General features: G+C 58.2%; 21 protein-coding genes. All 21 read right to left on the bottom strand.

Annotated elements, in window-relative coordinates:
• Window positions 1-786: a protein phosphatase CheZ gene (locus POR16_RS08125; RefSeq protein ID WP_005890129.1), complete on the bottom strand. Its 786-nt coding sequence runs from the start codon at window positions 784-786 to the stop codon at window positions 1-3.
• Between the two features lie 19 nt (window positions 787-805).
• Complete coding sequence (locus POR16_RS08120; RefSeq protein WP_172678989.1) at window positions 806-1,180, bottom strand: chemotaxis response regulator CheY; 375 nt, start codon at window positions 1,178-1,180, stop codon at window positions 806-808.
• Window positions 1,181-1,434: 254 nt separating this feature from the next.
• Window positions 1,435-2,175 (bottom strand): RNA polymerase sigma factor FliA, encoded by a 741-nt coding sequence (gene fliA / locus POR16_RS08115; protein WP_003378731.1) that lies wholly within the window; start codon window positions 2,173-2,175, stop codon window positions 1,435-1,437.
• Window positions 2,172-3,005, bottom strand: a complete 834-nt coding sequence (fleN, locus tag POR16_RS08110; protein ID WP_024670733.1) for a flagellar synthesis regulator FleN — start codon at window positions 3,003-3,005, stop codon at window positions 2,172-2,174. The genes fliA and fleN overlap by 4 nt, the downstream gene beginning before the upstream one ends.
• A gap of 115 nt (window positions 3,006-3,120) precedes the next feature.
• Window positions 3,121-4,452, bottom strand: coding sequence for a flagellar biosynthesis GTPase FlhF (flhF, locus tag POR16_RS08105; protein ID WP_005890121.1), 1,332 nt, complete (start codon window positions 4,450-4,452; stop codon window positions 3,121-3,123).
• A gap of 11 nt (window positions 4,453-4,463) precedes the next feature.
• The gene (flhA, locus tag POR16_RS08100; protein ID WP_005890119.1) at window positions 4,464-6,593 is read right to left on the bottom strand and encodes a flagellar biosynthesis protein FlhA; all 2,130 of its coding nucleotides are present in this window, start codon (window positions 6,591-6,593) and stop codon (window positions 4,464-4,466) included.
• Window positions 6,594-6,899: 306 nt separating this feature from the next.
• Window positions 6,900-8,036 carry a flagellar biosynthesis protein FlhB gene (flhB, locus tag POR16_RS08095; RefSeq protein ID WP_005890117.1) on the bottom strand — a complete coding sequence of 379 codons (1,137 nt, stop codon included), beginning with the start codon at window positions 8,034-8,036 and terminating at the stop codon, window positions 6,900-6,902.
• A gap of 1 nt (window position 8,037) precedes the next feature.
• The gene (gene fliR, locus POR16_RS08090; RefSeq protein ID WP_032618644.1) at window positions 8,038-8,823 is read right to left on the bottom strand and encodes a flagellar biosynthetic protein FliR; all 786 of its coding nucleotides are present in this window, start codon (window positions 8,821-8,823) and stop codon (window positions 8,038-8,040) included.
• 6 nt (window positions 8,824-8,829) lie between these two features.
• Window positions 8,830-9,099 (bottom strand): flagellar biosynthetic protein FliQ, encoded by a 270-nt coding sequence (locus POR16_RS08085; protein ID WP_002554277.1) that lies wholly within the window; start codon window positions 9,097-9,099, stop codon window positions 8,830-8,832.
• Window positions 9,100-9,124: 25 nt separating this feature from the next.
• Window positions 9,125-9,877 carry a flagellar type III secretion system pore protein FliP gene (gene fliP / locus POR16_RS08080; RefSeq protein WP_005890114.1) on the bottom strand — a complete coding sequence of 251 codons (753 nt, stop codon included), beginning with the start codon at window positions 9,875-9,877 and terminating at the stop codon, window positions 9,125-9,127.
• Entirely contained in the window at window positions 9,877-10,317 is a 441-nt protein-coding gene (fliO, locus tag POR16_RS08075; protein ID WP_005890113.1) for a flagellar biosynthetic protein FliO, read from the bottom strand. The genes fliP and fliO overlap by 1 nt, the downstream gene beginning before the upstream one ends.
• Window positions 10,318-10,779 carry a flagellar motor switch protein FliN gene (gene fliN, locus POR16_RS08070; protein WP_005890112.1) on the bottom strand — a complete coding sequence of 154 codons (462 nt, stop codon included), beginning with the start codon at window positions 10,777-10,779 and terminating at the stop codon, window positions 10,318-10,320.
• A 60-nt stretch (window positions 10,780-10,839) separates the two neighbouring features.
• Entirely contained in the window at window positions 10,840-11,808 is a 969-nt protein-coding gene (gene fliM / locus POR16_RS08065) for a flagellar motor switch protein FliM (protein WP_005890111.1), read from the bottom strand.
• A 9-nt stretch (window positions 11,809-11,817) separates the two neighbouring features.
• The gene (gene fliL, locus POR16_RS08060; RefSeq protein ID WP_005890110.1) at window positions 11,818-12,324 is read right to left on the bottom strand and encodes a flagellar basal body-associated protein FliL; all 507 of its coding nucleotides are present in this window, start codon (window positions 12,322-12,324) and stop codon (window positions 11,818-11,820) included.
• Window positions 12,325-12,529: 205 nt separating this feature from the next.
• Window positions 12,530-13,945 (bottom strand): flagellar hook-length control protein FliK, encoded by a 1,416-nt coding sequence (locus POR16_RS08055; RefSeq protein ID WP_005890109.1) that lies wholly within the window; start codon window positions 13,943-13,945, stop codon window positions 12,530-12,532.
• A 100-nt stretch (window positions 13,946-14,045) separates the two neighbouring features.
• Window positions 14,046-14,402: an Hpt domain-containing protein gene (locus tag POR16_RS08050; protein ID WP_005890108.1), complete on the bottom strand. Its 357-nt coding sequence runs from the start codon at window positions 14,400-14,402 to the stop codon at window positions 14,046-14,048.
• 33 nt (window positions 14,403-14,435) lie between these two features.
• Entirely contained in the window at window positions 14,436-16,142 is a 1,707-nt protein-coding gene (locus POR16_RS08045) for an ATP-binding SpoIIE family protein phosphatase (RefSeq protein ID WP_005890107.1), read from the bottom strand.
• 4 nt (window positions 16,143-16,146) lie between these two features.
• Window positions 16,147-16,449: an STAS domain-containing protein gene (locus POR16_RS08040; RefSeq protein ID WP_005890106.1), complete on the bottom strand. Its 303-nt coding sequence runs from the start codon at window positions 16,447-16,449 to the stop codon at window positions 16,147-16,149.
• An 82-nt stretch (window positions 16,450-16,531) separates the two neighbouring features.
• Window positions 16,532-16,981 carry a flagellar export protein FliJ gene (fliJ, locus tag POR16_RS08035; RefSeq protein ID WP_005890105.1) on the bottom strand — a complete coding sequence of 150 codons (450 nt, stop codon included), beginning with the start codon at window positions 16,979-16,981 and terminating at the stop codon, window positions 16,532-16,534.
• 6 nt (window positions 16,982-16,987) lie between these two features.
• Complete coding sequence (gene fliI, locus POR16_RS08030) at window positions 16,988-18,346, bottom strand: flagellar protein export ATPase FliI (RefSeq protein WP_024670736.1); 1,359 nt, start codon at window positions 18,344-18,346, stop codon at window positions 16,988-16,990.
• Entirely contained in the window at window positions 18,336-19,157 is an 822-nt protein-coding gene (gene fliH / locus POR16_RS08025; RefSeq protein ID WP_005890100.1) for a flagellar assembly protein FliH, read from the bottom strand. Before fliH ends, fliI begins: the two co-directional genes overlap by 11 nt.
• Between the last annotated feature and the right edge of the window lie 4 nt (window positions 19,158-19,161).

Below are 19,161 nucleotides of genomic sequence, written 5' to 3'. Positions count from 1 at the left end.
TTAGAAGCCGAGGCTCGATAGCAGATCGTCTACATCATCCTGTCCGGATACGACGTCTTCACGTTTATCGGCATGAATCTGCGGACCTTCACCCTTGGCGAGATGTTTTTTAGGATCTTTTTCTGCAAGGATGGATTCTTCGTCATGTTCGATGCCTGCGAAGCGATCGACATGGCTGGCCATGAGCACCAGCTTGAGCAGATTGCTCTCAACTTCAGTGACCAGCTGCGTAACGCGCTTGATCACCTGCCCCGTAAGGTCCTGATAATCCTGAGCAAGCAGAATATCGTTGAGATGGCCTGCAACCTGGTGGGTTTCCTTTTCGGTGCGCGTCAGAAAACCGTCGACTCGCTTGGCCAGCTCGCGAAACTCTTCAGCGCTGATTTCGCGGCGCATGAAACGCCCCCAATCCTCGCTCAAAGCCTTGGCGTCGGAACTCAAGCCATTCATGACCGGCGTACTTTCCTCGACCAGGTCCATCGTGCGGTTGGCTGCGTTCTCGGTCAGCCTGACCACGTACGACAGGCGTTCGGTGGCGTCGGTGATTTGCGACACTTCCTCGGCCTGAGGCATGTGCGGATCGATATGAAAGTTGACGATTGCACTGTGAAGCTCACGAGTCAGCTTGCCCACTTCCTGATAAAGGCCGCGGTCACGTGTCTGATTGAGCTCATGGATCAGTTGCACAGCCTCGCCGAAACGACCCTTTTCAAGGCTGGTAACGAGTTCCTGCGCGTGTCTTTTTAGGGTCGACTCAAAGTCGGCCATCGAATCATTGTTATCCATAGCGCCCTCGCGGCATGCATCAGCTATTGACGCGGTCAAAGATCTTTTCGATCTTCTCTTTCAGCGCTTGAGCCGTGAATGGCTTGACTACATAACCGTTCACCCCGGCCTGAGCAGCTTCAATGATCTGCTCACGCTTGGCTTCTGCAGTGACCATCAGCACGGGAAGATTCTTGAGGCGATCATCCGCACGGACCTGACGCAACAGATCGATACCGGACATGCCAGGCATGTTCCAGTCGGTCACCAGAAAGTCAAAGGCACCGCTTTGCAGCATCGGCAGTGCGGTCAGACCATCATCCGCTTCCGATGTGTTGGTAAACCCCAGATCACGCAAAAGGTTCTTGATGATCCGCCGCATCGTTGAGAAGTCATCAACGATGAGGATTTTCATGTTCTTGTCCAATTCGACCTCCAAGCAGTCTTTAACGCATTCAGCACCTGAACACGCTGTTCACTCAATACTGGCACAGCACACCTCCAGCTATACGAAACGACGACGGGCTTGGCACAACGACAGGCAAAGACCTTGAACGAAAGCCCATCGAGACAATGCTCGATGGGCTTGCGTCTCGTTCATCCTGTTACCACGTAACGCTTTGCACAGCCGGCATGCAGACAACTCGCGACTTGCGTCGCGGATTGCCGTCAACGCGCTCGCCACTCCCCCAAACGCCCTCGCAAACGAGCTGCGCACTGGCTGTGTAACTGACTGACTCGAGATTCGCTGACCCCAAGAACCTCTCCGATTTCCTTGAGATTCAGCTCTTCGTCGTAGTACAGCGCCAACACCAGACGCTCACGCTCTGGCAGATTGGCAATTGCATCGGCCAACGCAGCCTGGAAGCGCTCGTCTTCCAGATCGCGCGACGGCTCAAGCGAACCGCTTGCACCGTCCTCGTGCAGCCCTTCATGATCGCCGTCCTGCAAAAGGTCGTCGAAACTGAAAAGGCGGCTGCCCAAGGTGTCATTCAAAATCCCGTAATAATCATCAAGACTCAACTGGAGTTCGGCAGCAACCTCGTGATCTTTAGCGTCACGACCGGTTTTAGCTTCAATTGCCCGAATTGCGTCACTGACCATGCGCGTATTGCGGTGTACCGAACGCGGAGCCCAGTCACCCTTGCGGACCTCATCGAGCATCGCACCACGGATACGAATGCCGGCATAGGTCTCGAAGCTCGCACCCTTGGTGGAGTCATATTTGGTAGAGACTTCAAGCAGACCGATCATGCCGGCCTGGATCAGATCCTCGACCTGCACGCTGGCTGGCAAACGCGCCAGCAAGTGGTAGGCAATGCGCTTGACCAAAGGCGCATAGCGCTCGATCAGCTCATATTGTGAGTTCCGAGAAGTCTTGCTGTACATCTGGTAGCCGCTCGCAGTCATTGCACAGGCCCCGCACTGGTCTGGTGAACGAGTCGCTCAACGAAGAACTCGAGATGACCCCGCGGATTGGCCGGCAACGGCCAGGTATCAACCTTCTGGGCAATAGCCTTGAACGCCAGTGCACATTTGGAACGCGGGAATGCTTCGTAGACGGCACGCTGTTTCTGCACGGCCTTGCGCACGCATTCGTCATACGGCACAGCGCCTACATACTGCAGGGCAACATCAAGAAAACGGTCTGTCACTTTGGTGAGCTTGGCGAACAGGTTGCGCCCTTCCTGAGGGCTCTGAGCCATGTTGGCCAGTACCCGGAAGCGGTTCATGCCGTAGTCGCGGTTGAGCAGTTTGATCAGGGCGTAGGCATCGGTGATCGACGTGGGCTCGTCGCACACCACCAGCAGCACTTCCTGAGCAGCGCGCACAAAGCTCACCACTGATTCGCCAATACCGGCAGCCGTGTCGATCACCAGTACGTCGAGATTGTCGCCAATATCGCTGAACGCCTGGATCAGACCGGCATGCTGGGCCGGAGACAGATGCACCATGCTCTGGGTGCCGGAAGCTGCAGGCACGATACGAACCCCGCCCGGCCCCTGCAATAGAACATCGCGCAGTTCGCAGCGACCCTCTATGACATCGGCAAGCGTGCGCTTCGGCGTCAGGCCCAGCAAGACGTCGACATTGGCCAGACCAAGATCGGCATCAAGCAGCATAACGCGCCGGCCAAGCTCGGCGAGGGCCAGTGAGAGGTTCACTGACACGTTAGTCTTACCGACGCCACCTTTGCCGCCGGTCACCGCGATCACCTGTACGGGATGCATGCTGCCCATGTTATTTCTTTACCTTGTCTTGCGTAGACCGAAACCACACCGAGAACCGCACATTCACTAATGAACAATGCCAGGCAGACCGTTGATGCAGGGACATTTCAATAATATCCATCACTTAACCCACTCTCTTGCCAGGGGTGTGATAGAGGTCGGCAAACATATCAGCCATCGCTTCCTCGCTCGGCTCATCCTGCATCTGAACGCTCACCGCACGGCTAACCAGTTGGTGACGGCGTGGAATATGCAGATCTTCAGGAATACGTGGACCGTCCGTCAGGTAGGCCACTGGTAGTTCGTGACTGATCGCCAGGCTCAGGACTTCGCCGAGGCTGGCTGTTTCATCGAGCTTGGTCAGAATGCATCCGGCCAGGCCACAACGTTTGTAACTGTGATAAGCCGCTGTCAGTACCTGCTTCTGGCTAGTTGTTGCCAGTACCAGGTAGTTGCGCGATTTTATGCCACGCCCTGCCAGACTCTCCAGCTGCATGCGCAGCGCAGGATCACTGGCCTGCAGGCCGGCGGTATCGATCAGCACCACGCGCTTGCGCAGCAGTGGCTCGAGAGCCTGAACCAGAGACTGGCCCGGATCGACATGGGTAACCGGCACGTTGAGAATGCGCCCGAGCGTCTTGAGCTGCTCTTGGGCACCAATACGGAAACTGTCCATGCTGACCAGCGCGATATTCTGCGGGCCGTACTTCAGCACGTAGCGGGCTGCCAGTTTGGCCAGTGTGGTGGTCTTGCCCATACCGGCAGGACCGACCATGGCGATCACGCCGCCCTCTTCCAGCGGCTCGATGTCAGGCACGGCAATCATGCGGGCCAGATGCGCCAGCAACATGCGCCATGCCTGACGAGGCTCGTCTATGTCGGGGATCATCGACAGCAGGTCGCGGGACAGCGGGCCGGACAAGCCGACACGTTGCAGACGGCGCCAGAGGTTGGCCTGCTGCGGACGGCTGCCCTGAAGCTGATTCCAGGCCAGGGAGCCCAGCTGGACTTCCAGCAGCTCGCGCAGGCCATTCAGTTCGGAACGCATCGACTCGAAGGCGCGCTGGCCGCCAGCAGGCTCTGCGGCAGGCGCAGACGCATAGGCAGCAAACGGACGTGGCGGCTCTTCAAGCGTGGGTTCGATGTGTGTGTCTGCAGCGCTGCCGGTCTTGCCGGAAAACAGCTGGAGGTTGACCGACACGTCACTGTCACTGCGATTGTTCAGTTCAGCCTGAGCGGAAACGATGCGCGACTGGGTTTTGCGCAGTTCGTCTTCCAGCTCCATGTTGGGCACGCGCGGGGCCAGGGCAGAAAGCTTGTAATCCAGAGCAGCAGTCAGCTCGACGCCACCAGCAATGCGCCGGTTACCGATGATGGCCGCTTCGGCGCCCAGCTCATCGCGAACCAGCTTCATGGCTTGACGCATATCGGCGGCGAAAAATCGCTTAACTTGCATGACTCACTACCTCAGCCGTTTGGCCCGACAGTCGCTACGATGGTTACTTGCTTGTTGTCCGGTATTTCCTGATACGCCAGAACATGCATGTTCGGTACAGCCAATCGTCCAAATCGTGACAGCATCGCCCGGACAGGACCTGCTACCAGAAGAATTACCGGCAACCCTTGCATCTCTTGACGCTGGGCGGCCTCTATCAACGAACGCTGGAGCTTTTCAGCCATGCTGGGCTCAAGCAAAACGCCTTCTTCCTGACCCTGACCAGCCTTCTGAAGACTATTGAGCAATATCTGTTCCAACCTTGGCTCCAGAGTGATAACAGGCAGCTCCGGCTCAATGCCTACAATGCTTTGGACGATTGCACGGCTCAGACCGACCCGCACTGCCGCCACCAAAGCGGCGGTATCTTGACTCTTGCCAGCGTTGTTGGCGATAGCTTCTGCAATGCTGCGGATATCGCGCACAGGCACATGCTCGGAAAGCAGCGCTTGCAATACGTTGAGCAGCGACGACAGGGACAACACACCCGGCACCAGCTCCTCAGCCAGCTTGGGCGAGCTTTTGGCCAACAATTGCATCAACTGCTGCACTTCCTCGTGCCCGATCAGCTCATGGGAATGCTTGTACAGAATCTGATTGAGGTGGGTTGCCACCACGGTGCTGGCGTCTACCACGGTGTAGCCCAGCGACTGCGCCTGGCTGCGCTGGCTGATTTCGATCCAGACAGCCTCCAGACCAAACGCCGGGTCTCTGGCGGTAATGCCGTTCAGCGTACCGAACACCTGACCGGGGTTGATTGCCAGTTCGCGATCCGGATAGATCTCGGCTTCGGCCAGAATCACACCCATCAGCGTCAAACGATAGGCGCTGGGCGCCAGATCGAGGTTGTCGCGAATGTGTACGGTCGGCATCAGAAAGCCCAGCTCCTGAGACAGCTTCTTGCGCACGCCCTTGATCCGCGCGAGCAATTGGCCACCCTGATTGCGATCCACCAGCGGAATCAGGCGGTAGCCCACTTCCAGACCAATGATATCGATCGGGGTCACGTCATCCCAGCCCAGCTCCTTGGAGTCCTGAACGCGGGTCGGTGATGGCAGCAGGTCTTGCTGGCGCTGCACTTCGGCGATGGCTTCGACCTTCACCTGGTTTTCTTTCTTCCACAACATATAGGCGCCGCCTGCGGCCACCAGACCAAGGCTGATGAAAGAGAAGTGCGGCATGCCCGGGACCAGCCCCATGACGATCATGATTGCAGCGGACACACCAAGCGCTTTGTGCGAGGCAAACATCTGGCGATTGATCAGCTTGCCCATCTCTTCCGAACCGGAAGCGCGGGTCACCATGATGGCGGCAGCAGTGGACAGCAGCAGTGATGGCAATTGCGCCACCAAACCGTCACCAATGGTCAAGAGGGTGTAGACACGGCCTGCATCGGCAAACGACATGTTGTGCTGCATGATACCGACCAGCGTGCCGCCGATCAGGTTGATGAACAGAATCAGCAGCCCGGCAATGGCGTCGCCGCGCACGAATTTACTGGCACCGTCCATCGAACCGTAGAACTCGGCTTCCTGAGCCACTTCGGCGCGACGGCGCTTGGCTTCAGGCTGATCGATAAGGCCGGCATTGAGGTCGGCGTCGATCGCCATCTGCTTGCCGGGCATCGCATCGAGGGTGAAACGTGCGCTCACCTCGGAGATACGACCGGCACCTTTGGTGATAACCACGAAGTTGATGATCATCAGAATCGCGAACACTACGATACCAACGACGTAGTTACCGCCGATCACTACTTCACCGAATGCCTGAATCACCTTGCCCGCAGCAGCGTGGCCGTCCTGCCCGTGAAGCATTACTACACGGGTGGAAGCGACGTTCAGTGCCAGACGCAGCAACGTGGCAACCAGCAGGATGGTCGGGAACACCGAGAAATCCAGCGGCCGAAGTGCATAGACGCAGACCAGCAGCACAACGATCGAGAGTGCGATGTTGAACGTGAAGAACACGTCCAGCAAAAAAGGAGGAATGGGCAACATCATCATTGCCAGCATGACCAGCAACAACAACGGAACGCCTAGCTGACCGCGACCCAGGCCAGAGATATTGCTGCGTGCGCTACTGAGTAATTGAGAGCGATCCACTGATTCGTTACCTGCGCACTAGATCAAAACATTGACGCCGATGGCGACCTGTATCGACCCTGTTGCAAAAAGCTGTCCAACTTTTACAACGCCAGTGGCGGCAAGGCTTTAGAGACAGAAATCGCGCAAAGCGAGCATGCCCTTCTCGCACGAAATTCAGGCCTGAATTGGAATTAAGTCTTGTATCTAGCCAGACTAAAGATGTGTGACGCAGAACATGCATACGATAGCGGTCCTGCAAACACCTATCGTTCCTCACGCTCAGCGTGGCAATGCCCTCATCAGGCGAGACGCCCTTTCTGACGATCAGGAATCGCGCTGCAGGTCAGGGGGGATTTTAACATCGCCCAGCGGGTCTGGGCGCTTGCCCTGGCCGGCATGGAACTGGCGGATCTGGTAGACGTACGCCAGTACCTGAGCCACTGCCAGGTACAGCCCGGCTGGAATTTCCTGATCCAGATCAGTGCTGTAGTAGATGGACCGGGCCAAGGCAGCGGATTCCAGAATGAGTATCTGGTTATGCGCACCAATCTCGCGAATCTTCAGGGCAACAAGGTCAGTGCCCTTGGCCAGCAGCATGGGCGCCCCACCTTTTTCAGGGTCGTACTTCAAGGCCACGGCAAAGTGTGTCGGGTTGGTAATGATGACATCGGCCTCGGGGATCGATGCCATCATCCGCCGCTGAGACATCTCGCGCTGCAACTGGCGAATCCGCTGCTTGACCTCAGGGCTGCCTTCGCTGTTCTTGTGCTCGTCGCGCACTTCCTGCTTGGTCATCAGCAGCTTCTTGTGCGCCTCATACAGCACAAACGGTACATCCGCTGCCGCAATGAACATCAGTCCGCAAGCCATCCAGAAGCTGCTCCAGCCCACCACCATCAAGCTGTGGATCATCGCCTGCTCGAGCGGCTCGTGGGCAATAGCAACCAGGTCCTTGCGCTCGCTGTTCAGCACCGCCAGCGCCACCGCCAGAATGATCAGGAATTTGCCTAAAGACTTGAGCAGCTCGACCAGCGCGTGTGGCGAAAACATACGCTTGAGCCCTGCAGCAGGGTTCATCCGGCTGAATTTGGGCATCAGGGACTTGGTTGTGAACAGCCAGCCGCCGAGCATGATCGGCCCCACCAGCGCTGCCACCAGCATGGCAATCAGAAACGGCAGAATCACCACCAGCGCATGCAGCCCGGAACTGAGCAAAGCCTTGCCCATGTAAGACTGATCCATCAGCGTTTCACGCGTGATCGTGAAGTTGTCACGCATCAGCTCCGACATCATCGCGGCAATGTCAGAACCGAACATAAGCAAACCGCCCGCCCCCATCAACATCACCACCAGCGTGGTCAGTTCCTTGGAGCGCGCAATCTGACCATCGGCACGAGCGTCCTTGACCTTTTTTTCCGTGGGGTCTTCTGTTTTATCCTGACCGTTCTCGTTTTCTGCCATCTCAACGAGCCCTCACCATATCGCGCAACATCTGCAGTGCCTGGGTGGCAATCGGCTGATACTGGTTGAGAATGTCGCCCATCGTCATCCACAGAATGACCATGCCCATCACCAGAGTCAGCGGGAAACCGATGGAAAAAATGTTGAGCTGTGGCGCAGCGCGGGTCATGACACCGAAAGCGATGTTGATGATCAGCAACGCCGTGATCGCCGGCAATACCAGCCTCAGCCCGGAACCCAAAACCCAGCCCAGGCCGTTTGCCAGCTCCCAGAAATTGTTGACCAGCAGGCCGCTGCCAACCGGCATGCTGGTAAAGCTCTCGACGAGGATTTCCAGCACCACCAGATGGCCATTCATGGACAAAAACAATAGAGTCACCAACAGCGTGAAAAATTGCCCGATGGTGGCTGAAGACACGCCGTTGGTGGGGTCGACCATCGAGGCAAAGCCCATGCCCATCTGCGTCGAGATGATCTGCCCCGCGATCACAAAGATATGGAAGAACAACTGCAGCGAAAGGCCCATGCCGGCCCCGATGATGATCTGCTCGCCAATCAACAACAAGGCGCTCAGGTCGAGCGCCTGGACCGGAGGCATGTCAGGCAAGGCTGGCGCGACCACCACGGTGATGGCGAAGGCCAGATACATGCGCACGCGACGGGGCACCAGCGTCGTACCGATGACCGGCATGGTCGTCAGCAGCGCGATGATGCGAAAAAGCGGCAGCATGAAGGCCGCCACCCAGGTACTGATCTGGGTATCGGTCAGCGCAAGCATCGGCTGCATTCGGCGCTAGCCGATCAGCGTCGGAATACTGGTGTACAGCGACAGCATGTATTCCATGAATATTTTCAGCAGCCAGGGGCCGATGACGATCAGGGTCACAAGCATGACCAGCAAACGCGGCAGAAAGCTCAATGTCTGTTCGTTGATCTGGGTAGCAGCCTGGAACATCGCTACCAGCAGGCCGCATAACAGACTGGGCACTACAAGAATCGCAACCAGCACGGTGGTCAGCCACAGCGCTTCGCGAAACAGATCGACGGCAACTTCCGGCGTCATCGGGCAGACTCCTCGTCAAAACGGCTCATACGCCACCAAAACTGCCGGCCAGAGTGCCGACAATCAACGCCCAGCCATCTACCAGCACAAACAGCATGATCTTGAACGGCAGGGATATGATCAGTGGCGACAGCATCATCATACCCATGGCCATCAGCACACTGGCCACCACCAGGTCGATGATCAGGAACGGAATAAAGATCATGAAGCCGATCTGAAACGCCGTCTTGAGCTCGGAGATCACGAACGCCGGAACCAGAATGGTCAGCGGCGCAGCATCCGGCGTCGGAATATCGGTGCGCTTGGACAGCCGCATGAACAGCTCGAGATCACTGGTACGCGTCTGCGCCAGCATGAAGTCCTTGATCGGCACCTGCGCCTTGGCAACCGCGTCCTGCGCTGACAGCTTTTCAGCCAGATAAGGCTGCAATGCGTCCTGATTAACACGGTCGAAGACCGGCGCCATGATGAACATGGTCAGAAACAGCGCCATGCCGGTCAGTATCTGGTTCGACGGTGTCTGCTGCAGACCCAGGGCCTGACGCAGGATCGAGAAGACGATGATGATCCGGGTAAAACTGGTCATCAGCATGACAAACGCAGGAATGAAGCTCAGCGCGGTCATGATCAGCAGAATCTGCAGACTGACCGAATACTCCTGCTGGCCGTCCGTGCTGTTGGACAGGGTGATCGCCGGTATCGACAAAGGGTCGGCAGCCAGGACCGCAGGCGCCACCATGACCAGCATCAGCAGTATCAGGAAACGCAAGGCGCCCATTACTTCTTGTCCTTATCCTTGCCCATCAGCTCCATAAGGCGCTGAGCGAATTCAGGTGTCGTTTGCTCACGCACAGGCACCTGAACCGGTTCCTTGAGCACATGCAGGGGCGTGATTCGGCCCGGCGTGATACCCAGCAGTACCTGCTCGTTGCCGATCTGGACCAGCACCAGCCGATCACGCGGCCCCAGTGCGCGCGAACCCACCAGCTCGATGACCTGACTGTTGTTCGGGCCGGCGCTCTGCACACGGCGCATCAGCCATGCCAGAACGAATATCAGACCAACCACCAGTATCAGGCCGAACAGCAGCTGTGCCAGCTGCCCGCCCATGCCACCAGACACGGTATTGGCCACTTGCGCAGGCGCCGTCTGAGCGGCGGGATCTACAGCCCAGGCCAGCGACGGCGACATCAGCAGAACACTCAGCAAGCGCTTCATTCAGCGCAGCTTCTTGATGCGTTCGCTCGGGCTGATCACGTCGGTCAGACGGATGCCGAACTTTTCATTGACCACAACCACTTCGCCGTGGGCGATGAGTGTGCCGTTGACCAGCACGTCCAGCGGTTCGCCAGCCAGACGATCCAGCTCGATGACCGAGCCCTGGTTGAGCTGCAGCAGGTTGCGAATATTGATATCGGTACTGCCCACTTCCATGGAGATCGAGACCGGAATATCCAGAATCACGTCCAGGTTCGGACCGTCCAGCGTCACCGGCCCGGTGTTCTTCGGCACACTGCCGAACTCTTCCATGGCCAGACGGCTACCCGCATTACCGGCGTCGGCAGCCAGCAAGGCATCAATATCAGCCTGCCCGCCATCGCCAGCCTCGCCCAGAGCAGCAGCCCACTCATCGGCCAGCGCCTGATCTTCAGCAGACGTCATTTCGTTATCATCAGCCATCGGTTGTCCTCTGCACGCAGTATTTCAATTACGCAAAATTTCCGACATCGACCTTACAGGTCAACGTCGCGCTATGGGTTCGATTACTTGCAGGGCCATCTTGCCCTTGTGCGAGCCTAGCTTGACCTTGAAAGAAGGCACGCCGTTGGCACGCATGACCAGCGAATCGCTCAATTCCACCGGAATCACATCGCCGGGGCGCATGTGCAGGATGTCCCGCAGGGGCAACTGACGCTGAGCGATGGTGGTCGTGAGTGGTACGTTCACATCCAGCACGTCTTCCTTGAGCGCGTTCACCCAGCGCTCGTCCTGATCATCAAGGTCGGACTGGAAGCCGGCATCGAGCATCTCGCGGATCGGCTCGATCATTGAGTACGGCATGGTCACGTGCAAGTCGCCGCCACCGCCATCCAGCTCGATATGGAACGTGGAGATCACCACCGCCTCGCTTGGCCCGACGATGTTGGCCATGGCCGGGTTCACTTCAGAGTTGATGTACTCGAAGTTGACTTCCATGATCGCCTGCCAGGCTTCCTTGAGGTCGATGAAGGCCTGATCCAGCACCATGCGCACTACACGCAACTCGGTCGGCGTGAATTCACGGCCTTCGATCTTGGCGTGACGGCCATCGCCACCGAAAAAGTTGTCCACCAGCTTGAACACCAGCTTGGCGTCGAGAATGAACAGCGCCGTGCCGCGTAACGGTTTGATCTTGGCCAGGTTGAGGCTGGTCGGGACGTACAGCGAATGCACGTACTCGCCGAACTTCATGACCTGAACACCGCCCACCGCCACATCCGCCGAGCGGCGCAGCAGGTTGAACATGCTGATACGCGTGTAGCGGGCGAATCGCTCGTTGATCATTTCCAGTGTCGGCATGCGCCCACGGACGATCCGGTCCTGACTGGTCAGGTCATAACTTTTGACACTGCCAGGCTCGGCAGCGTTGTCGGTCTGAACCATCCCGTCGTCGACGCCATGCAGCAGCGCGTCGATCTCATCCTGGGAGAGCAGGTCTTGCACGGCCATGTGAGGATCCTACTGCAATACGAAATTAGTGAAGAGCAACTGTTCGATCACAGTCTTGCCGAGTTCTTTCTGGGCCACTTCCTGAATGCTCGCGGTCGCTTTCTGACGCAGCATTTCCTGACCGATCGGCGACGCCAGCGATTCGAAGGGGATGGCTGCGAACAGCATCACCAGATTATTACGAATCAGAGGCATGTGTACTTTAAGCGCCTCCATGTCGGCAGCATTGCGGCCCAGCATGGTAATGCTGACCTGCATGTAACGCTGACGGCCATTGGCGTTGAAGTTGACCACAAAGGCGGGAGTCATCGGCTCGAACACCGCCACTGGCTTGGCGTTGGCCGCCGCGGCTGCAGCAGCCGGGTCTTCCTTGCTCTCGCTCTTGTGCATGAGGAACCAGGTCGCACCCACCGATAAGCCCACCGCCAGCAACAGCGCCACAACGGCGATTATGATGAGCTTGAGTTTACCTTTGCCTTTGGGTGCGGGATCTTTAACTTCTTCGCTCTGCGCCATGCCAATAATCCGTCACTATTCAAGAGTTTCTTCAATACGTGACAGAGGCAGAGCAAGTGTTATGCCAGAGTTGTGGGAAACGGGAGATGTGCCTGACACGACTGGTTACGCAGCCGGGTCATGCAGCAATAGACAGGACTCCTGCCCCGATGCTCGCAACGGGTACAGGAGTTGAAGGAACATGGATGCAGCAATCAGCCCGGTATCAGGCGTAATAGTCGATCTCGCTGGTGCCGATCACGCGTGCCGCCGGCTGGCTGACAGGTACGGCGGCGTCAATGCCAGCAATATCATCCGATGTATCGCTGGTATTTAGGCCATTTCCACGACCACCACGCTGAGCGCGACTTGCCTGCTCTTGAGCCTGTTGCTGAGCCTGCTGTTGCGATTGATCGGAAACGTTGACGTCGACGTTGCCCAGCCCTTGCTGAACAAATGACTCGCGCAGCTTCGACATCTGGTTTTCCAGCGCGTCACGCACGCCTAGATGAGCGCTCATGAAGGTCACCTGGGTTTGCTGATCCGGCGCCATGTTGATGCGGATATCCAGACGACCAAGCTCGGCAGGCTCAAGCTTGATGTCGGCGGTCTTGAGGTTCTGGCTCGACAGGTACATCACGCGATCGACAATGCCTTCGGTCCAGCCACTTTGATGCATGGCCAGCGGCTGATTCATCAACGGCGCAGCAGGTGCGGCCGCAGTGCGTGCAGGCTGCGCGGCCTGACTGAGGGCAGCCAGACGATCAGCGAAATTGTCTACACGCGTGTCACCGGCAGCCCCTTTGACGTCCTTCAGGCCCTCGCCGATCAGACCGCTGAACGATTTGTCGCTGCTCTCGGTACTGCTTTCATCCGATGGCAGTTGCTCACTCAAAACCGACAGGTTATTGACTAAATTCTGCGCTGGGTCAGCCTCCGCGTTCGAAGGCGTCGCCTTGTTGGCGGCTTGGGCATTCTGCGCGGCCAACTGGGTTTTCGCGGTGGCATTTTCAAGCGCCAACTGCACGGCATCAAGGCCATCCAGCGGGTCGGCATCCGGATTGAACGCGGCTTCGGCTTTTGCAGGAACCGCCGCCTGACCAACTGCCAGCGATGCGATAGACGGTGTGGCGCTGGCGTCTGGCGTCTGCGGCTTGACTGCGGATGCAGCTGGCAAGGCAGGCACTTGTGCCGCCATTGCCTGCAAAGCCGGGTCCAGAGCGGGGTCGACAGCTACCTGACCTTCAGCCAGCGCAGGGTCGGCAGATGCCTGTGCCTGAGCATCATCCGGGGCGGTTTCGGACTTCGCGGCGTCGCCATCCGCAGCAGCAGATTTGGCAGGCAAGTCATTGCCGCTATCGGCAACGGTCGACTTGTCAGCGGCATTCGACGGGTCGTTTACCGGCTTGTCCTTACCTGCGGCAACCTTGTCTTTGTCAGGCGCCGACTTGTCACGGCTCTGCTTGACCGGCGCATCATCACGTGGCGCCACGCTGTCCCTGGTCTGCTTTGCATAGACGTTGGAAAAGCTGGAAGCCCCGTCTTTGCTGCTGTCGGCGGATTTGACCGAATTATTGACGGCACCGGACCTGGAGGTCGCAGCGTTCGTGGCCTGAAGAAGGGCATTGGTGGAAAGTGGCATTTCGGTCTCCGCATAAGCAGCTGGTAATCGCCTTACCACCAGAACTTAGCAATATACGGGCCAACTCGTGAAGGCGGCCAGATCGGCCGAAAGCGGCAGATCAGCTGATAAAAAACTGCCGCTCTGCGTTGAACAGACCACGGATGGTCAGGTACTCGTTATCAATCTTGCCGACCAACTCTGCCAGCCCCAGCGACTGATGCTGACGGGCACGATCTTCAAGCTGTCTGCACAGATCGGAAAGGCGCAACGCACCCATGTTGCTACTGCTGCCTTTGAAGCTGTGGGCCGTGAGGCTAAGCTCCTGCAGGTCCATGTTTCCGGTCTCGACAGCCTGGCGAAGTTGCACAATGCGCTGTTCGGAATCCTTGAGAAACACATCCAGCAATGTCGGATATTCATCCTCCATGACTTCCTGCAGAGCATTCAACACGCTGTAATCCAGATGAATCGACACTTGTTCACTCCTTGATCAAGACTGTGGAACGGATTATGCCACTCCCTCCCAGGTAAATTCCACGCACGCGGTCCTGCCATCCCTGGACCAGTTGGCCTTGTGACTCAACTCGCGCACCAGACGCAGCCCGCGACCGTACAGCTTATCGCTCGCAGGTTTCAATATATGCAGCCGTTCTGCATCAAATCCGTCACCACTGTCTTCGACGCTGAGGGTCAGGCGCCCTCCTTCACCGACAGGTTCAACGTGCAGAGTCATGCGGATGAACCCTGACTCCAGAGCGCCAAGACGCTCGGCCCGCTGCTGATAATAAAGCGCAAAACCCGCCGCATCATGCTTCAGTGCAGAATCCAACCCTAGCACGCCGTGCTCCAGCGCATTGCTGTACAGCTCGCCCAGTACCATATGTAACGCGGCGCCCTGATTGCGCAAACCATGCACTTCAAGCAGCAATTGCAGCACGTAAGGCAGTGGATTGAAACGCCTGAGGGTCGAAGCACGCAGTTCGAAGCTCGATGACCAGTCCAGCGGGCTCGATGCGCCACTGTCGGAGTACGTCAGGGCCGGCAGGCGGTCAAGCGGCTCTTCGACCGCGCTGATTTCAAGCAGGCTTACATCGTCTCGGGCCTTGCCGCCAAAATCGTTGAGTGCCTGAAGAATTTCCTGGATTAGCAGTTGCGGCTCGCGATTGGCGGACAGCACGCCGCGCAGACGTTGCGCGCCGAATAACTCATCACGGCTGTCGCTGGTGTCGAGTACGCCATCGGACAGCAGGAAGATCCGGTCGCCCGGCGCCAACGGGTAGACCTGGGTGTGCGCGTCGAACGCATCGACACTCAAGACGCCCAGAGGCAGGTAATTCGACGCCAGCGGCACGTGCTCGCCTTCAGTGCCACGCAGTAGATAACCGTCCGGCAATCCGCCGTTCCACACCTCGACCTGACGCTGCTGGAGGTTGACGCACAGCAGCGTCGCACAACAGAACATGTCCACCGGCAAAATGCGCTTCAGCTTGGCATTCATCTCACGAAGAATGGCCACCAGACCGTAACCCTTGGCGGTCATGCCATAAAACACCTCGGCCAGCGGCATGGCGCCCACGGCAGCCGGCAGTCCGTGGCCAGTGAAGTCCCCGAGCAACACCTGCATATGACCTGCCGGGGTGTAGGCGGCCAGCATCAGGTCACCGTTGAACAGCGCATAGGGCGACTGCAGGTAGCGGATATTGCTCGCCCCCAGACACCCGGCATGTGCCACCTGATCAAACACGGCTTTGGCGACGCGCTGTTCGTTAAGCAGGTATTCATGATGTCTGGAAATCTGATCACGCTGCTGACGAACAGTCTCGTGCAGTACTCGCAAGCGGTTCATGGCATTGATCTTGGCGGCCAGAACCAGGGGATTGTAAGGCTTTGACATGAAATCATCGCCGCCAGCATCCAGACAGCGCGCCAATGCCTCACCTTCGGTAAGCGAGGTCAGGAAGATGATCGGCACCAGCGACTCGCCTGACAGCGCCTTGATCCGCCGTGCAGCCTCGAAACCGTCCATGACCGGCATCATCGCGTCCATCAGGATCAGATGCGGGCTTTCAGAGGTGAACATCGCCACGGCTTCGACGCCATTGGCAGCACTCAATACCCGGTGCCCCTGACGCGCAACGATGGTCGACAGCAGCAACCGGTCACTGGTGCTGTCGTCGGCAATCAGAATGCAGAGGTTTTTCAAGGAGGACTGCAAAGGTTCAGCCCAGCTGGAACAGCTTCGAGAAGTTTGAAATGGCGAGGATCGTGCAGACATCAGGCGTGCAGTTGATCAGACGCACCACCGCTTTATCGCCACCGGCATGATCACGCAACAGCAACAGCATGCCCAGCGCCGAGCTGTCCAGGTAATGCGTGCCACGCAGGTCCACCACGTAATGCAGGTCCTGCGGACAGTCCTCATAAGCCTCGCGAAATTCCTGATGGGCGGAAAAATCAAAGCGCCCCTCAATGAAAAGGGTCAGTTGTCGACCATCTGCCGAACGTTCGGACGTGACTGTCATGGGAACTCCGAGGTGTTTCATCAACGAGACATTGAGAGCGTAGACCAGACCAACAGAAGGCCAGGTCTGATTAGGTCAAAAATCAGAATGGTTCATGACGCGGCAGTCGCTGCGACAGTTCGTCCAGCAGCTTTTGCTCGCGCTTGTCTTCAAGCTTGCGTGCTTCGTCCATGTACCGCTGCACCAGCTTGCGCAGGCCTTCGACCCGCGCATAGCAGTCCTGCCAGGCCGTACGCGCCCGAGCCAGATTGGCCGTGTGCCATTCGAGGCTTTTATATTGCTGTGCAACCGCGACGTCCAGCTGACTGAGAAAGCGTTGATAGCCCAGCAACCATTGCCCGGAAACCCCGGCACTGCCGCGCTGCAACCATTGCTGCTGATAATCCTGGCGGAACTGGTCCAGCTCCTGCAGTTTGTTGTTGGCCAGGTTGACCTGCCCCTGAAAATGCCCGAGACGCTGAGCCGCCGTTCGCTCGGCAGCCTCGGCCATCTCGACCACAGGCGCCAGGCGCGCCGCTCTACTCTGAGCCATCGCCTATCAGCCGCCAGGTGCCGGGGCAAATATCGATGCAAGCGCTTCGCCACTGCCCTGCATGCTTTCATTCTCGCGCAGCGCCTGGCGCTGATAACGCACCAGCACCGGATGCAACGCGATTGCCATATCGGTTTCGCGGTCGCCACCGGCTACATAGGCGCCCACGCTGATCAGGTCACGGGTCTGCTGATAGCGTGACCACAGTTGCTTGAAGTGTTGCGCCTGGGCCATATGCTCCGGGCTGACCACTGCGGGCATGACCCGGCTGATGGACGCTTCGATGTCGATAGCCGGGTAATGCCCCTCCTCGGCCAGACGCCGGGACAGCACGATGTGGCCGTCGAGCACGCCTCGCGCGGAGTCGGCAATCGGGTCTTGCTGGTCATCGCCTTCCGACAGCACGGTATAAAAAGCGGTAATCGAACCACCGCCCTTTTCGGCATTACCGGCACGCTCGACCAGTTTTGGCAGGCGGGCGAACACTGACGGCGGATAACCCTTGGTGGCCGGAGGCTCGCCAATGGCCAAGGCAATCTCCCGCTGAGCCTGAGCAAAACGGGTCAGGGAATCCATCAGCAACAGGACGTTCTTACCCTTGTCGCGAAAATATTCGGCAATTCTCGTGCAATACATGGCCGCACGCAGGCGCATAAGCGGCGCATCATCGGCTGGCGAGGCAACCACCACCGAACGCTTCAGGCCCTCTTCGCCGAGAATGTGCTCGATGAACTCCTTGACCTCCCGGCCCCGCTCGCCGATCAGGCCGACGACGATAATGTCCGCTTCGGTAAAGCGCGTCATCATGCCGAGCAGCACACTCTTGCCCACACCCGTACCCGCAAACAGGCCAAGACGCTGACCACGCCCGACTGTCAATAAACCGTTAATGCAGCGAATGCCGACATCCAGCGGCTGACTGATCGGGTCGCGCTTGAGCGGGTTGATCGTCGGGCCGTCCATCGGCACCCAGTCCTCGGCCTTGATCGGCGAGCGCCCATCCAGCGGACGACCGGCGCCGTCAAGCACCCGCCCCAGCATACTCATGCCCATCGGCAGACGTCCGGTGTCAGCCAGGGGCACAACCCGCGCACCCGGTGCGATGCCTGCCACGCTGCCTACCGGCATCAGAAACACCTTGCCACCGGAAAACCCCATCACCTCGGCTTCGACTTCCACCGGGTGATGGCTGTCGTCGTTGATGACCATGCAGCGACTGCCCATTGCCGCGCGCATGCCTTCAGCCTCCAGCGTCAGGCCGACCATGCGCAGCAGGCGCCCTTCGACTACAGGCTGGGCAGGCAGGCTGATCGACTCGGCGTAGGTGCCGAGTCGTTTGCCGAAGCTGGTGCGATCAAGGCGCATCGAGTGTGTCCGCGTCAGGTTCTGCAGCACCACCGGAGACTTTTACCGGCGCGGCGTCCAGATCGACACTCAGGTCTGCAGCAGCCGGATGAGTGATCTGCTCGTGCAACTGATCATGCATCCTGGAAATCGCCAGCGCGATGCGCGTTTCGACGCTGGCGTCGATGCGGCTGTGCTCGGTTTCGATCCGGCAACCGCCGGGCAGCAGATCTTCGTCTTCGACGATTTTCCAGGCCTCCTCATGGCGCTCGCGCATCGCCTTGACCAACAGGAAATCCTGAGGGTTGATAAAGATACGCAGGTTCTGAGCACCCATCGGCAACAGCTTCAACGCATCACGCAACACCGTGGCGATCTGCCCGGAATCGGTCACCAGCTCGCGCTGAATGACCTTGCGCGCGATGTGCTCGACCAGATGGACAACGGCTTTTTCGATCTGCGTATCCTGCTCGGCGATAGGCTCCAGCAAATGCCCCATCAACTGTTCAAGGCTGGCGATTTTAGCCGCCAATGCAACCTCGGCCTCTTGCCGAACCTTGAGCTGGGTGCTGTGAAAGCCTTCTTTTTCGCCGGTGGCAAAGCCTTCGTTCCAGGCCTCCTGGCGAATGCTCTCCAGCTCTTCGAGGGTCAGCGGCTGAACTTCGTCCAGCGGCACCTCTTCCATCTCGAGCGGTTCGTCGGCAGGCTCCGGTTCGGGTTCAGGCTCGGGTTCCACATGCGGGTCGAAGCTGGGTAACGCCCAGATATCGAGCGTCCCGGCGTCCTTGGCGCGAATGAGGTCGCTGGCCAATTCTTTATTGGGAGTGGACATGAGT

This window comes from Pseudomonas coronafaciens pv. oryzae str. 1_6, assembly GCF_000156995.2.
Taxonomy (GTDB): domain Bacteria; phylum Pseudomonadota; class Gammaproteobacteria; order Pseudomonadales; family Pseudomonadaceae; genus Aquipseudomonas; species Aquipseudomonas tremae.
The sequence above is the reverse complement of the archived record's forward strand: the minus strand, read 5'-3'. Positions and strand labels throughout refer to the sequence as shown.